Origin of the sequence: Exiguobacterium sp. LL15 (assembly GCF_024436095.1) — a bacterium.
Taxonomy (GTDB): domain Bacteria; phylum Bacillota; class Bacilli; order Exiguobacteriales; family Exiguobacteriaceae; genus Exiguobacterium_A; species Exiguobacterium_A indicum.
Genome location: NZ_JANFNX010000005.1, coordinates 1 through 13,856 on the forward strand (window position 1 = coordinate 1; position 13,856 = coordinate 13,856).

Here is a 13,856-nt window from a genome sequence, read left to right on the forward strand (position 1 = left end):
CATGTATTAGGCACGCCGCCAGCGTTCGTCCTGAGCCAGGATCAAACTCTCCATGAAGTGTTTGACTTGCTCGTTGTTGTGACCGAAGTCACGATTGACGAAGCTTGCGCTTCATTCGTTTTTTGTATTCCGTAGAATACGATTTTTGCCTCATCGTTCAGTTTTCAAAGTCCAATATGTCATTTGACGACTTTTAAATCTTACAGTAAAGTAATATGTGATGTCAATTACTTTTTTGAAGTTTTTTTCGTCTGTGACGCTCGCGTTTGGCGTGTGCCTCAGCGACATGTATTAATATATCAACTCTTGTTTTTTTCGTCAACTGTTTTTCTAAAAAAACTTTAGAAAAAAGATAGACCCGCTTGAACCGGTAAAACACTACCCGTTCGCGGGTCTTTTTCGTTACGCCTGTTTTTGAGATTGTCCTTGAGAAGCGGGCTTTTCTTGCAAGCGATGCAGCATTAGAATCTGATACGCATTACAGATTAAAAGTGTCGCAAGCGCCGCCCATAACATCCGCTTATCTTGTGTTGCCTGCAAAGCAGGTACCCATTCGATCAACGTGATGACTGTCATGAGGAACAATGTCGGAATGAACGCTGTAAAGTTCGTTTCCCGTGCTTTCGTCCGCGCGACTAAGAACGCTATTAACAGCAAGACGACCATTTCACCAATATAAAGGCTCGTCTTATCAAAGCCATATGCTAATCCGCGTAGATAAACACCATCAAATAGTGCAAATGCGATCAAGACGACCTGGACACGATTCCAAAGCTTTGCGCCGCGGAATAAATCGAGTCCGACGCGATGTAAGATCAAGTACGAGAAGAATCCCATCAAACTGATGGCTGTCCACGTACTACTGTAGGAGAGAGCCGTCACATATCCGCTAATCGATTGATTTCGGATATATCCAGGTTCCGCTACCAAGTTAAACACGAAGCCGGCGAGCGTTCCGATTAGGAGCGTCATCCAAAACAGCTTCAAAAATCCTTTAATCTTCATTCTTATCCCTCTACTTTTTCGATGACACGCGTGGCGAGTTCATTATAGTACGTCTCAAATGGATGTTCATCGCGATAGATCGATGGGGCGAAGTCCGCATCGTTCGCATATGGTTGTCCAAGTGGAATCTTAGCTAGAATATCGGTTTTTAACGCTTCTGACAACCTCTCTCCGCCACCACTACCGAAGACATATTCTTTTTCGCCTGTCACTTTGCTTTCAAAGTACGCCATGTTCTCGACGATTCCGAGGAGACGATGGTTCGTCTTGATTGCCATTGCTCCTGCTCGTGCTGCAACGAAAGCGGCTGTTGCGTGAGGTGTCGTGACGATGACTTCCTGACAACTTGGGAGCATCGAATGAATGTCGAGTGCGACATCCCCTGTCCCCGGCGGAAGATCAAGCAACAAGTAATCGAGATCGCCCCATTCGACGTCTGCGAAGAAGTTGTTGAGCATCTTCCCGAGCATTGGTCCCCGCCAGATGACTGGTGCATTATCTTCGACGAAGAAGCCCATTGAGATCACCTTAACGCCAAAGCGTTCTGGTGGAACGATTCGGTCGTTCACGACAGTCGGACGTGTTTCGATTCCCATCATGTCTGGAACACTAAAGCCGTAGATATCGGCATCAATCAACCCGACTTTCTTCCCTGCTCGCGCGAGGGCGACTGCTAAGTTAACGGAAACCGTTGATTTCCCGACGCCCCCTTTACCAGAAGCGATCGCGATGAACGTCGTACCAGATTCTGGTTTGAGAATTGATGGTGTCGTAGCTGCTTGAATCCCGTGATCACCAAGTGCTTCAAAACGAAGTCCCACCGTCTTGAATCCTTTTTCTTTTAGTTCCTTGACGATTTGCTGTTGGAGCACGAGTTGCTCCCCAGAACCAGATTGAGCTAAAGCGATTTTCAGACTGACATAATCACCTTTAATCCGGACGTCACGAATGCCGTTCGTATCTGCAAGCGGGCGGTCAATCGTCGGATCGACGAGCGTTCCGACTACCTCGCGAATTTCTTGTTCATTCAACATAGTGCCTTCCCCCTGAAAACGTTCGATTTAATCCTTATTAGTATAACAAAAATAAGAGAGCGCTTGCACATTTCGACACCGGAAAGGATGACTTTTCCATGTCCAGTGTCGGTTTTCATCATTTCTCTCGATCATTCACTCGTTTTAGAACATTCGGTTCCATGTACGAGGACCCACGACACCATCGACATCAAGTCCTTGACGTGTTTGATAGGCGCGCACCTTCTGAGCCGTCTCTGCATCAAAGCGCCGAGTCACGGTTGCTTTGACTGCACGTTGGATCCGTTCGATATCCCGCGGATTCATATTGGCTGCACCTTGATACAACGGACGACCTGGATACGGAACGATATCACGAGAGCGATTCGGCGTTTCTTCAGACACTCCTAGTAATTCAAAGTGTGGATAGTCCTTAAAGCTCGTCCAGTCCCCACCCCAAGAAAAGCCACGTCGTTTCATCGCAGCAACAATCTTTTGAAAGCTTTGATCGTTTCGAAACAGCGCTTGTGTACCGTCTTTGGAATATTGAAAGAGGTCGACGGCAATGCCGCGGTTATGACTCGATTGTCCGCCGCGTGCATTCGTTACGATTGGTCCTGGTAGTGTCCTTCCCTGTGCGTACAACCGATTCTGTTCTACGATCGATCGGTACCCTTGTGCGACACCGACATAAATCCCTTGCGCATGCATCTCCCGGATGACTTCTTGCGTCCGTTTGGCGACTTCTCGTGAAAGTCCCGAAGCATTCAACTTCCGATTCGCTCGCTCGAGTAACCAGCTGATCGATAATGCCATCTATACTCACCCCTTTGTCTCCTGTTCCCGAAAACAAAATCCGCTATACTTATGGAATGCAGAATGATTTTAACTTATATCAAAAGGAGCATCCTATGAAAAAACGCTTTATTTGGACGCTTGGCGTCACCTGTCTCTTACACCTTGGCTTCATCCTGTATCTGACGCTGCAACCGACCGTAGCTACCAAGACGGAGTTACCGGACAATGCAACCGTCTTGAGTGAAGAAACCTCTTTTACGGGACATGTCGGTCAAGCGACGACACATACACCTACCCAATTCATACAATCTCTCTTTATTTGGAGCATCCCGCTGACGATCGTCATCCTCTATCTTCTTCTGACGATATTGCACCGATTACGCTCCACTCCGTCGTCTTGACTTGAATCGCTGTTCTGACACTTCGTCAGGAGAGCGGTTTTTCAATGCACAAAAAAACCTCCCACCACAAGGGTGAGAGGGATTCGAAAAGAATTAACGTTTCGAGAATTGTGGTGCACGACGAGCTGCTTTAAGACCGTATTTTTTACGCTCTTTCATACGAGCATCACGAGTCAAGAAGCCTTTCGCTTTGAGTGCGCCGCGGAATTCTGGATCCGCTTGAAGAAGAGCACGTGAGATACCGTGACGGATAGCGCCTGCTTGACCAGTGAAGCCGCCGCCTTTGACCGTTACGATTACATCGTACTTGCCTTCTGTTTCTGTGATTACGAGTGGTTCTTTTGCAGTCATGATCAATGTCTCATAACCGAAGTATTCGCTGATATCGCGACCGTTAACTGTGACTTTACCGTCTCCAGCAACGAGGAAAACGCGCGCTGCCGCGTGTTTCCGGCGACCAGTGCCGTAGTAACGTACATCTGCCATCGTGTAGTTCCTCCTAAATTCGTATTAACCGCGAAGTTCGTAAACTTCTGGTTGTTGTGCTTCGTGCTTGTGTGCAGCTCCAGCGTAGACGTGGAGTTTGTTGAACATTTGACGACCGAGGCTACCTTTTGGAAGCATCCCTTTGATCGCGAGTTCAAGCATGCGCTCAGGTTTGTTAGCAAGCATATCGCGTGCAACAGTCTGCTTTAAGCCGCCTGGATGACCAGAGTGACGGTAGTAGACTTTTTTGTCGAGTTTGTTACCAGTTAAAACGATTTTCTCAACGTTGATGAGGATAACGTTATCCCCACAGTCAACGTGTGGTGTGAACGTAGGCTTGTGCTTACCACGGAGAAGTGATGAAACTTCGCTCGCAAGGCGACCGAGTGTTTTACCTTCAGCGTCGATAAGGAGCCATTTGCGTTCTACATCAGTAGCTTTCGCCATGAAAGTTGTGCGCATGTAAAATACCTCCTAAGGAATTAAAAGTTCTGTTTTTGATTTTTCATTTATTCACTAGGTGAATCTATCATAATCTTAGGTGTACGGGGCTAAGATTGTGGTTTCATAATAAATGAAATGCCAATAAACATTGTATGTTTTTTAATAGCCAATGTCAATTGCCTTTTTTCACTCCGGATAGAAAACTTCCCATAGATAGAGTCCATGAGGAGGCGCCGTCACGCCTGCGACGTTCCGGTCCTTTGCCAGCAACATTTTTTTAATGTCCTCTGGTGCAAAACGACCGCGTCCGACGTCAAGTAACGTCCCGACCATAATCCGGATTTGATTATAGAGAAACCCACTGCCCTGGAACCGAAAGACGAGTTCGTCACCGACCGTCATCAACTCTGCCTCGTAAATCGTCCGGACCCGGTTATCCGTTTCCGTCTTCGCGACACAGAACGAACTGAAATCGTGCGTGCCGACGAGATGTGCCATCCCTTGACGGATGCGCTCGAGATCGAGCGGATACGGAATATGAACCGATAGATTCCGACGAAACGCATTTTCTTCGCGGCGGACGAAATAGCGGTATTCCTTCCCTACGACATCGTAACGCGCTTCAAAGGTCGGTTCGACCTCCTCGCAGCTTCGGACACGAATATCCGCTGGTAAGAGCGTATTCAGTGCCTTGACGACGTTCTCCGGTGGAATCGCTAGTTCCGTATCAAAATGAATGACTTGCCCGTAGGCATGCACCCTCGCATCCGTCCGTCCCGACCCGATGATCTTGACGGGATGTTTGTGCATCCGCGCAAGTGTCGTTTCAATCACTTCTTGAATCGTCAATCCGTTTGGTTGCACCTGATACCCGGCGTAGCCGGTTCCGTCATATTGAATCGTACATTTTAAACGACGCATTACCCGATCCCTCGCAATCCTACTAAACTGATCGTCAGGAGGACGAGTAGGATGATCAGACCTGTATCCCGCATCGTCCACTTGGATTCCCGTAGACGTGTCCGTCCCTCTCCTCCACGGTACCCCCGTGCTTCCATCGCTGTCGCAAGATCCTCTGCCCGCTTAAAGGCGGAGATGAACAACGGAATCAATAACGGAATGATCGCCCGTAAACGTTCCTTGATCGGTCCTGCCGATAAATCAACCCCACGTGCTTGCTGTGCCTTCATGATTTTCTCCGTCTCCTCCGCTAAGGTTGGTAAGAACCGAAGCGAGATCGATAACATTAAAGCAATCTCATGCGTCGGGACACGGACGACCTTGAACGGCTTCAACAATAATTCAATCGCATCCGTCAATTCGATCGGTGAGGTCGTCAGCGTGACGAGCGTCGTAATCGAGACGAGATAGAAGAAACGTAATGAGACGATGATCGCGAGTCGCAGTCCTTCTTCATAGATCCGAAGCCAGCCGAACTCAAAAAGGACAGCCCCTTCGCGCGTGAAGAACAGCTGGATGACGAACGTAAAGACGATCAGGAATAGAATCGGTCGCAGTCCTTTTAGAACATAACGAAGCGGTAAGCGACTACTCATGAGCGCTAAAAACGTAAAGATGAGTAAAAAGATGTTCGTTGCTGCATTGTTCGCAAGAAAGACGAGCGGAATGAAACAAAAGGCAAAGATGATCTTCGCAAGTGCCGACGACCGGTGCAAGTACGACTGACCGGGAATATGTTGTCCGACGATCATTCGCTCACCCCTTTCGTCATCAACCACTCGATCAACTCGGTCTCCGTCCGGATATCCGGTCGTTGCAATCCACGCCGATCAGCGACTTGCCAAGCAAGCGATAGGACGTGCGGGAGATCGAGGTGGAATTGCTCGAGCAATGTCTCTCCTTTAAACAGATCAAGCGGTAGCCCGTCAAACGCCACCTGGGCGTCTTCCATGACGATCACACGCTCAGCATACTCAAGCACCTGATCCATGTCGTGCGTGATCAGGAGCAACGTCATACCGGTCTCTGCATGAAGCCGGGCAAATAGACTCAGCATATGCTTGCGCCCTTGCGGATCGAGTCCTGCCGTCGGCTCATCGACGATCAACACGTCTGGTTGACTAGCGAGTACGCCGGCAATTGCAACACGCCTCATTTGCCCACCAGACAGGTCAAACGGCGAACGACTCCAAAAGACTTCATCGAGTCCGACAGTCCGTAATGCCTCTTTCGCTAATTGCTCAGCGGTCGCGGCATCATGACCGAAGTTCATCGGACCGAACATGACATCCTTTAAGACCGTCTCTTCGAACAATTGATATTCCGGATATTGAAAAACAAGCCCGACGCGACGTCTTAATGGCTTGAGGTCCTGTTTTTTCTTCGGTTCGACGATGATGTCATCGACTTGTACCTTCCCCGCTGTCGGCTTGAGCAACCCATTGATGTGCTGCACGAGCGTCGATTTCCCGGATCCGGTGTGCCCTACAAACGCAACAAGCGCCCCTGACGGAATCTCAAGATTCACATCACGCAGCGCGACTCGTTCGAACGGACTATTGAGTTGATACGTATAATTTAATTCCTGGATTAAGATTGGCATAAACGGTTCACCAATTCTCTTTCATCTAGTATCGTCTCCTCGAGTGAGAGACCTTGCGCCTGTAAACGTTCTTGTACCCGAACAACGAATGGAACATCGAGTCCGATGTCTTCTAAGAACGATGCATGACGAAAGACTTCCTGAGGGGATCCTTCTAATACGATTTTCCCGGCATCCATGACGATGACACGACTAGCCCGTAATACTTCGTCTAATTCGTGTGTAATCGCGATGACCGCCATTGGGTGGGTCGCATGGAGTTCCTGAACGGTCGACATGACCTCTTGTCGTGCTAATGGATCAAGCATCGATGTAGCTTCATCGAGCACGAGAACATCAGGGCGCATCGCAAGCGCCGAAGCGATTGCGACACGCTGCTTCTGTCCGCCGGATAGTTGATGGGGTTCCCGATCAACAAAATCCGTAAGGCCAACGCGCGCTAGACTGTCGTCGATACGACGAACCATTTCCTCGCGTGGCACACCCCAGTTTTCTAGAGCAAATGCCACGTCGTCGCGCACGGTCGTGCCAACGAATTGATTGTCTGGATTTTGGAAGACGATGCCGATTGCTCGACGCATCTCCCACAGTTGTTCCGGATTCGCACTTGAAAAGCGCTCAGCAACCGTAACGGTCCCTGTCTCCGGTAACAACAGTCCATTAAACAATTTCGTCAGCGTTGATTTTCCAGAGCCGTTGTGACCAACGATGGCGACCCATTCACCTGAACGAATCGTCAGAGAGACTTCTTGTAGGGCTGCTTGCTCCTGTTCCGGATACCGATAGGTGACCTGTTCCAGTTCAATCAGCTTGTCCATGATCTCTCCTCCTTCATCAAATCAATACTTTCATTTTGTAGCAAAAGGGCAGAAGCGGGATACGCACTGCCCTTTTATGGCGAATCATTTAATGAGGATTAAACGAGTTCGATGATGACCATTTCTGCGCCGTCACCACGACGTGGTCCCATTTTCATGATGCGTGTGTAACCACCTTGACGCTCAGCAAAACGTGGAGCCACATCAGCGAATAATTTTTGGATCGCGTCTTGTGCTTTGCCCTCTGCGTTTTGACCAGCAGCTTCACGGCGAACGAACGATGCAACTTGACGACGAGCGTGGAGATCACCGCGTTTACCTAAAGTGATGAGTTTCTCTACGACTGGACGAAGTTCCTTCGCTTTTTGTTCTGTAGTTTGGATACGCTCATTGATGATGAGATCAGTCGCAAGGTCACGCAAAAGTGCCTTACGTTGTGAGCTTGTACGGCCTAATTTCGAGTATGCCATGGATGGATTCCCTCCTTCGTGCAATTAATAGTATTAGTCTTCTTTACGCAAGCCTAGTCCGAGTTCGTCGAGTTTCGCTTGAACTTCCTCGAGTGATTTACGTCCGAGGTTACGGACTTTCATCATCTCGTCTTCGCTCTTGTTCGCGAGTTCTTGAACCGTGTTGATACCAGCGCGTTTCAAACAGTTGTACGAACGAACTGAGAGATCGAGTTCTTCGATCGTCATTTCGAGTACTTTTTCTTTTTGATCTTCTTCCTTTTCGACCATGATTTCAGCATGGAGCGCTTCGTCCGTAAGACCAACAAAGATGTTTAAGTGTTCTGTCATGATTTTCGCACCGAGTGACACTGCTTCTTCAGGGCGGATTGAACCGTCCGTCCAAACATCAAGCGTCAACTTATCGAAGCTCGCATCTTGACCGACACGTGTTTTTTCAACTTGATAATTTACACGTTGAATTGGCGTGTAAATCGAGTCGATTGGGATTACACCGATTGGCATATCGTCCCGTTTGTTATCTTCAGCCTGAACATACCCACGACCACGGCGTGCTGTCAGACGCATATGAAGTGATGCACCTTCTGCAAGCGTTGCGATGTGAAGTTCTGGGTTGAGGATTTCGACGTCGCTGTCATGCGTAATGTTCGCAGCAGTGACAACACCAGCGCCTTGAATATCGATCTCAAGCGTTTTCTCTTCTTCCGAGTACACTTTGAGGGCGAGTTTCTTAAGGTTCAAGATGATTTGGGTAACGTCTTCTACAACGCCATCAATCGTCGAGAACTCATGAAGAACGCCATCGATTTGGACTGCAGTGACTGCAGCACCCGGAAGTGAAGACAATAGGATACGACGCAATGAGTTACCAAGCGTTGTACCGAATCCACGCTCAAGCGGCTCAACTACGAATTTACCAAACGTAGCGTTCTCGCTTAACTCGATCGTTTCAATCTTCGGTTTTTCGATTTCGATCATCTGAACCCCTCCTTGAATATCGTCATGTTGGCCATCGCGTTCAATCGCCAACCGTCTTGTGTACGTTTCTACTGCCTTGCTTGGTCAAACGATCAACAAAAGTCTACTCGAATCCCCGCTCTGCAGTACAAGACGGGTTACACGCGACGACGTTTTGGAGGGCGGCAACCGTTGTGTGGTACTGGAGTAACGTCACGGATTGCAGTAACTTCGAGACCGATCGCTTGAAGAGCACGGATAGCTGCTTCACGACCTGCACCAGGACCTTTAACGTTAACTTCTACAGTACGCATACCGTTATCCATTGCTGTTTTAGCAGCTGTTTCAGATGCCATTTGTGCAGCGAAAGGAGTCGATTTACGTGAGCCTTTGAAGCCCATGTTACCTGCAGTTGCCCAAGAGATTGCATTCCCTTGCATATCAGTGATCGTAACGATCGTGTTGTTGAATGTTGAACGGATATGCACGATACCAGATTCAATATTCTTTTTGACTTTACGTTTACTACGAACGTTCTGTTTGCGTTTTGCCATCTTAGTTTACCCTCCCTTACTTCTTCTTGTTCGCTACTGTACGGCGTGGGCCTTTACGAGTACGCGAGTTGTTTTTAGTGTTTTGACCACGAACTGGAAGACCACGACGGTGACGAACACCACGGTAGCAACCGATTTCGATCAAACGTTTGATGTTGAGTGAGATTTCACGACGAAGGTCACCCTCAACTTTGATTTTGTCTAAACCATCACGAAGTTGGTTCAATTGTTCCTCAGTCAAGTCGCGAGTACGAGTATCTTCAGAGATACCAGTTTCTTTCAAGACTTTTTGAGCAGTCGTTTTACCAACACCATAGATGTAAGTGAGTGAGATGACGATGCGTTTCTCACGTGGAATATCTACACCAGCAATACGTGCCATGTGTGCACCTCCTTGTTTAATTACCCTTGTTTTTGTTTATGCTTAGGGTTTTCGCAAATAACCATTACTTTGCCTTTACGGCGGATAACTTTACATTTTTCACAGATCGGTTTAACCGAAGGTCTTACTTTCATTGTGAATACCTCCTCCTGAAAAAATCGGAGTTTTTATTTGAAACGGTATGTGATCCGTCCGCGAGTCAAGTCGTATGGTGACAACTCAACCGTTACTTTATCTCCTGGCAAGATCCGAATGAAGTGCATCCGAATTTTTCCTGAGACGTGCGCGAGGACCGTGTGGCCGTTTTCTAACTCCACCTTAAACATCGCGTTTGGAAGCGGCTCGATAACCGTACCTTCCACTTCGATTACATCTTGTTTCGCCATCAATTATACCCCTTTCTCTATAAAGTTGATTGGGAGCCCAGACGATTTGTAGCGCTAGGGGCTTTCTACAAGAGCCATTGAGAGATCATCGGTCACAAACACGAGTGGATACTGGCTTATAGAAAGGTGACACCAATAACGCACACAGCTCACTCTGCATCGACCGTTAAGATCTCGTAGCCGTCGTCTGTGATGGCGATGGTGTGCTCAAAGTGGGCGCACATGCTACCGTCCACCGTCACTACCGTCCAATTGTCGGATAGTGTGCGAACATAGCGTTTCCCGACATTGACCATTGGCTCAATTGCCAGTGTCATGCCGGTTTTCAGGCGCGGCCCTTTCCCCGGTGGTCCATAATGTGGAATTTGCGGATCTTCATGCAAATTTTGTCCCACGCCGTGGCCCACATATTCGCGGACTACAGAAAAATTCGCAGCTTCAACATGTGACTGAATCGCATGCGAAATATCTGTCAGGTGCACGCCAGCTTTGGCGCGCTCCAATCCTTTATACAGAGATTCTTCAGTTACGTCAAGTAACCGCTTCGTCTCTTCAGAGATTGTACCTACCGGATATGTCCAGGCTGAATCTCCGTGATACCCATTGTACTCTGCTCCGATGTCAATCGAGATGATGTCACCGTCCTGAAGTACACGATCTCCCGGAATACCATGGACAAGCTCTTCGTTCACGGAAGCACAGATGCTACCCGTGAAACCATTATACCCTTTAAACGATGGTGTTGCCCCTTGACTTCGAATATAGCGTTCAGCGATCGCGTCGAGTTGCCCCGTCGTGATACCTGGGCGAATGTGAGCTTGAAGCTCCTTATGCGTCCGGGCGACGATTTGTCCTGCTTTACGCATGATGTCGATTTCACGCGGCGCTTTCGTGATGATCATTACTGATCACCAAGGAGTGCCTGAACATCGGAATATACATCGTTGATTGGACGATCACCGTCCAAATTACGAAGATACCCTTTTTCTGCGTAAAAGTCAATCAAAGGTTGCGCTTGAGCGACGTTGACTTCCAAGCGACGACGTACTGTCTCCTCTTGGTCATCTTCACGTTGTACAAGTGCTGATCCGTCGATATCACAGATCCCCTCCACTTTTGGTGGGTTGTAGAGAACATGATACGTTGCTCCGCAAGTTGGGCAAATCCGGCGACCTGTCAAACGAGGGACAAGTTTCTCCGGGTCTACACCGATGTGGATGACGTGATCAATTTGTTTGCCCAGATCTTCAAGTAATGCTTCAAGAGCATCTGCTTGTTTCACTGTGCGTGGGAAACCGTCAAGGAGAAAACCATTTGCACAGTCTTCTTTGGCGAGACGCTCACGTACGATGCCGATTGTGACTTCGTCCGGAACGAGTTCCCCTTTATCCATGTATGATTTCGCTTCTTGTCCGAGTGGCGTTGAATCTTTGATCGCCGCGCGGAACATGTCGCCTGTCGAGATGTGGGGGATCGCATAGTCTTCGATGATTTTCGCAGCCTGCGTTCCTTTACCAGCACCCGGCAAACCCATCAATACTAGATTCATGTCGGTAGCCTCCACTTCTATAGCTCTATAGACACAACAGAAAGGAAAGGGATGGTCCCCTTCCTCCCGCCTTATCGGATAAAGCCTTTGTAGTGTCGTTTAACCAATTGGCTTTCAATCTGTTTCATCGTCTCTAGTCCTACACCGATGACGATCAACAAGCTCGTTCCACCAATCTGCACCGAGTTCGGTAAGCCAGCAAACTTAATGAAGAATGTCGGCGTCACCGCGATGACAGCGAGGAATAGTGAACCGAAGAATGTCAGACGGTATAGAATCTTCGTGATGTACTGCTCCGTTTGCTTACCAGGACGAATACCAGGAATGTATCCGCCTTGTTTTTGAAGGTTCTCTGCCATTTGTTCCGGGTTAACCTGAACGAATGTGTAGAAGTACGAGAACGCGATGATCAGTGCCACATAGATCGACATACCGATTGGACTCGTGTAGTCGAAGATGTCACGGATCTTCGTTGCCGTTTCCGGACTTGCAAAGAAACTCGCAATCGTTGGTGGCGTCACCATGAACGACACCGCGAAGATGACTGGAATAACACCGGCAGCGTTCAATTTGATCGGTAAGTGTGCCGATTGACCGCCAACTGGTGTCCGGTTCACCGTACGCTTAGCGTACTGAATCGGAATCTTACGTGCAGCTTGCTGTACATAGATGACTCCGACGATGACCGCGATGATGATTAAAAGCAAGAGTACGATATAAAGCACGTTTACAAACAAAGCATCCCCTGCATTTTGGAGCTTCGTTTCGTAAATCTGGCGGAATGCATTCGGGAAGCCCGCGACGATCCCAGCGAAGATGATCATTGATATCCCGTTACCAATGCCCTTCTCCGTGATGAGTTCACCGATGAACATCAAGAATGCTGTTCCCGCTGTCAATACGAGTGCAATCATAACGTATGTCCAGGTGCCGAACTGTTCGTCGACAAGACCTGGGTAGATACGGTTAAATCCAAGCGCGATTCCAAACGCTTGGACTAAGCCGAGTACGATCGTTCCATAGCGCGTTACCGTTGCTAACTTCTTACGGCCCGCCTCTCCTTGTTTTGCCCATTCGGCAAACTTTGGAACAACGTCCATCTGTAAGAGTTGGACAACGATCGAGGCCGTGATATACGGCATGATTCCCATCGCAAAGAGTGAGAAATTCTGCAAAGCATTCCCACCGAACGAGTTCAAGAAACCAAGAATACCATTCTGGTCGATCTTGAACACTTCCGTATTTACCATCGGCACTGGGATATGTGCTCCGATCCGGAACACGATGACCAATGCCAAGGTAAAGAGAATGCGCCGACGAATGTCAGCTACGCGCCACATATTGGAGATCGCTTGAAACATTAGATCACCTCAACCGTACCGCCGGCAGCTTCGATCGCTTGCTTCGCAGCTTCGGAGAACTTATGAGCTTTAACTGTTAGTTTCTTTTCGATCTTACCGTTAGAAAGGATCTTAACGCCGTCTTTCATGCCTTTGACTGTACGAGTCTCGACAAGAAGTTCTGGAGTGATTTCAGTTCCTTCTTCAAAACGGTTGAGTGTGTCAAGGTTAATGACCGCGAACTCTTTACGAGTTGGGTTGTTGAAGCCGCGTTTTGGTAAACGACGGTAAAGTGGGTTTTGTCCACCTTCGAAACCTGGACGAACACCACCGCCTGAACGAGCTTTTTGACCTTTGTGACCACGGCCAGAAGTCTTACCGTTACCAGAAGACATACCGCGACCTACACGGTTGCGTTCTGAACGTGAACCAGCAGCTGGTTTCAATTCATGGAGTTTCATAGTGGGGCACCTCCTCATAAAATTATATCGAACTATTACTCTTGAATTTCTTTAACTGTCACTAAGTGTGACACGTGGTTAATCATCCCACGCATAGCAGCGTTGTCAGGTACGACAACAGTCTGGTGCATCTTACGGAGACCAAGCGTACGAGTAGTAACGCGTTGGTTCTCCGGACGACCGATCATGCTGCGTGTGAGGGTAACTGCGAGTTTCGCCATCTGTTTTC

General features: G+C 48.4%; 21 protein-coding genes. 1 reads left to right on the forward strand and 20 read right to left on the reverse strand.

Translation table 11 applies throughout. From position 1 onward, the window contains the following. Nucleotides 1–402: 402 nt before the first annotated feature. The 3 genes from NOM72_RS15410 to NOM72_RS15420 all read right to left on the reverse strand — a co-directional run bounded on the left by NOM72_RS15410 (nt 403) and on the right by NOM72_RS15420 (nt 2,834). Entirely contained in the window at nt 403–1,005 is a 603-nt protein-coding gene (locus NOM72_RS15410) for a KinB-signaling pathway activation protein (protein WP_058266102.1), read from the reverse strand. 2 nt (nt 1,006–1,007) lie between these two features. Further along, nucleotides 1,008–2,039, reverse strand: coding sequence for an Mrp/NBP35 family ATP-binding protein (locus NOM72_RS15415; protein ID WP_023466657.1), 1,032 nt, complete (start codon nt 2,037–2,039; stop codon nt 1,008–1,010). Between the two features lie 144 nt (nt 2,040–2,183). Further along, nucleotides 2,184–2,834, reverse strand: coding sequence for a M15 family metallopeptidase (locus NOM72_RS15420; protein WP_023466656.1), 651 nt, complete (start codon nt 2,832–2,834; stop codon nt 2,184–2,186). Between the two features lie 95 nt (nt 2,835–2,929). Between NOM72_RS15420 and NOM72_RS15425 the strand changes: the two genes are divergently transcribed. Next, nucleotides 2,930–3,217: a hypothetical protein gene (locus NOM72_RS15425; RefSeq protein ID WP_058266100.1), complete on the forward strand. Its 288-nt coding sequence runs from the start codon at nt 2,930–2,932 to the stop codon at nt 3,215–3,217. A 93-nt stretch (nt 3,218–3,310) separates the two neighbouring features. On the opposite strand, the gene rpsI is transcribed toward NOM72_RS15425, so the two are convergent. From rpsI to rpmD, 17 genes are all read right to left on the reverse strand, one after another. Continuing rightward, the gene (rpsI, locus tag NOM72_RS15430; RefSeq protein WP_023466655.1) at nt 3,311–3,703 is read right to left on the reverse strand and encodes a 30S ribosomal protein S9; all 393 of its coding nucleotides are present in this window, start codon (nt 3,701–3,703) and stop codon (nt 3,311–3,313) included. A gap of 24 nt (nt 3,704–3,727) precedes the next feature. After that, nucleotides 3,728–4,165, reverse strand: a complete 438-nt coding sequence (gene rplM, locus NOM72_RS15435) for a 50S ribosomal protein L13 (protein WP_023466654.1) — start codon at nt 4,163–4,165, stop codon at nt 3,728–3,730. A gap of 168 nt (nt 4,166–4,333) precedes the next feature. After that, nucleotides 4,334–5,068 (reverse strand): tRNA pseudouridine(38-40) synthase TruA, encoded by a 735-nt coding sequence (gene truA, locus NOM72_RS15440; protein ID WP_035399345.1) that lies wholly within the window; start codon nt 5,066–5,068, stop codon nt 4,334–4,336. Then, complete coding sequence (locus NOM72_RS15445) at nt 5,068–5,859, reverse strand: energy-coupling factor transporter transmembrane component T family protein (RefSeq protein WP_149426607.1); 792 nt, start codon at nt 5,857–5,859, stop codon at nt 5,068–5,070. The genes truA and NOM72_RS15445 overlap by 1 nt, the downstream gene beginning before the upstream one ends. Next, nucleotides 5,856–6,710, reverse strand: a complete 855-nt coding sequence (locus NOM72_RS15450) for an energy-coupling factor transporter ATPase (protein WP_255999447.1) — start codon at nt 6,708–6,710, stop codon at nt 5,856–5,858. Before NOM72_RS15450 ends, NOM72_RS15445 begins: the two co-directional genes overlap by 4 nt. After that, the gene (locus NOM72_RS15455) at nt 6,698–7,528 is read right to left on the reverse strand and encodes an energy-coupling factor ABC transporter ATP-binding protein (protein ID WP_255999448.1); all 831 of its coding nucleotides are present in this window, start codon (nt 7,526–7,528) and stop codon (nt 6,698–6,700) included. The genes NOM72_RS15450 and NOM72_RS15455 overlap by 13 nt, the downstream gene beginning before the upstream one ends. A gap of 98 nt (nt 7,529–7,626) precedes the next feature. Then, a complete protein-coding gene (gene rplQ / locus NOM72_RS15460) occupies nt 7,627–7,998 on the reverse strand; it encodes a 50S ribosomal protein L17 (protein ID WP_023466649.1) in 372 nt (123 codons plus the stop codon). A gap of 33 nt (nt 7,999–8,031) precedes the next feature. Next, a complete protein-coding gene (locus NOM72_RS15465; protein ID WP_023466648.1) occupies nt 8,032–8,976 on the reverse strand; it encodes a DNA-directed RNA polymerase subunit alpha in 945 nt (314 codons plus the stop codon). A gap of 137 nt (nt 8,977–9,113) precedes the next feature. Then, nucleotides 9,114–9,509 carry a 30S ribosomal protein S11 gene (rpsK, locus tag NOM72_RS15470; protein WP_023466647.1) on the reverse strand — a complete coding sequence of 132 codons (396 nt, stop codon included), beginning with the start codon at nt 9,507–9,509 and terminating at the stop codon, nt 9,114–9,116. A gap of 16 nt (nt 9,510–9,525) precedes the next feature. Continuing rightward, nucleotides 9,526–9,891: a 30S ribosomal protein S13 gene (rpsM, locus tag NOM72_RS15475; RefSeq protein WP_023466646.1), complete on the reverse strand. Its 366-nt coding sequence runs from the start codon at nt 9,889–9,891 to the stop codon at nt 9,526–9,528. Nucleotides 9,892–9,911: 20 nt separating this feature from the next. Further along, entirely contained in the window at nt 9,912–10,025 is a 114-nt protein-coding gene (rpmJ, locus tag NOM72_RS15480; RefSeq protein WP_003156543.1) for a 50S ribosomal protein L36, read from the reverse strand. Between the two features lie 33 nt (nt 10,026–10,058). Next, nucleotides 10,059–10,277 (reverse strand): translation initiation factor IF-1, encoded by a 219-nt coding sequence (infA, locus tag NOM72_RS15485; protein WP_012369032.1) that lies wholly within the window; start codon nt 10,275–10,277, stop codon nt 10,059–10,061. 149 nt (nt 10,278–10,426) lie between these two features. Continuing rightward, nucleotides 10,427–11,179, reverse strand: coding sequence for a type I methionyl aminopeptidase (gene map, locus NOM72_RS15490; RefSeq protein ID WP_023466644.1), 753 nt, complete (start codon nt 11,177–11,179; stop codon nt 10,427–10,429). Further along, entirely contained in the window at nt 11,179–11,826 is a 648-nt protein-coding gene (locus tag NOM72_RS15495; protein ID WP_023466643.1) for an adenylate kinase, read from the reverse strand. Before NOM72_RS15495 ends, map begins: the two co-directional genes overlap by 1 nt. Before the next feature lie 71 nt (nt 11,827–11,897). After that, complete coding sequence (gene secY, locus NOM72_RS15500) at nt 11,898–13,187, reverse strand: preprotein translocase subunit SecY (RefSeq protein ID WP_023466642.1); 1,290 nt, start codon at nt 13,185–13,187, stop codon at nt 11,898–11,900. Beyond that, nucleotides 13,187–13,627 (reverse strand): 50S ribosomal protein L15, encoded by a 441-nt coding sequence (rplO, locus tag NOM72_RS15505; protein ID WP_047390602.1) that lies wholly within the window; start codon nt 13,625–13,627, stop codon nt 13,187–13,189. Before rplO ends, secY begins: the two co-directional genes overlap by 1 nt. A gap of 35 nt (nt 13,628–13,662) precedes the next feature. Continuing rightward, nucleotides 13,663–13,848 (reverse strand): 50S ribosomal protein L30, encoded by a 186-nt coding sequence (gene rpmD / locus NOM72_RS15510; protein WP_023466640.1) that lies wholly within the window; start codon nt 13,846–13,848, stop codon nt 13,663–13,665. Between the last annotated feature and the right edge of the window lie 8 nt (nt 13,849–13,856).